The organism is Micromonospora aridisoli (assembly GCF_056150025.1).
Genome location: NZ_JAXCFK010000131.1, coordinates 1 through 559, shown reverse-complemented (window position 1 = coordinate 559; position 559 = coordinate 1). Strand labels below are relative to the sequence as shown.

The window sequence follows — 559 nt, the reverse complement described above, 5'->3', positions numbered from 1 at the left end:
AGAAGCGGAATGCCAACAGGCACCGTGAAATGGTTCAACACGACGAAAGGGTACGGATTTATCGCACCCGATGAAGGCGGCAAGGACGTCTTTGTGCATATCAGTCAGGTCGAGCGGTCCGGCCTGACGGGTTTGGCCGATAACCAAAAGGTCGGTTACGAGCTTGAAGAAGGACGCGACGGACGTCAAATGGCGGCGGATATCAAGCCGCTCTGAGCCATTGGCAAAACCGTTTTGAAATCGGGTCAGGCTGCAAAACCAGCCTGAACCCAAGTTGCCCTGCGCGTCAGCTGCAGCTCAGATACTCCACCAACTCCGCCCTCGGCGCGTCGTGGCGCAAAGGAAATCTTGTGATCTCTTGCCAGTCCTCAAGGGCGATGTCGGGAAACCAGGTGTCGGGCTCTTCCACCATCAGATCGACTTCGGTGATCAAAAGCCTCTGGGACATGGGCAGCATGGCACGGTAGATGCCGGCCCCGCCGACGCCATATATCCGGGCATGCCCGGCTTGCAGCGCGGCTTCAATCGCGGCATCCACCGACGGCAACACGTGCTCTGC

Annotated in this window: 2 protein-coding genes; one reads left to right on the top strand and one right to left on the bottom strand. The window is 58.5% G+C overall.

Annotation, left to right across the window (positions count from 1 at the left end):
- A partial coding sequence (locus tag SM447_RS29730) for a cold-shock protein (RefSeq protein WP_474576180.1) occupies window positions 1–216 on the top strand: 216 nt, incomplete at its 5' end.
- A 70-nt stretch (window positions 217–286) separates the two neighbouring features.
- Here the strand turns inward: SM447_RS29730 and SM447_RS29725 are convergent.
- On the bottom strand, window positions 287–559 hold a 273-nt coding region (locus SM447_RS29725), incomplete at its 5' end, for a dihydrofolate reductase (RefSeq protein WP_474576179.1).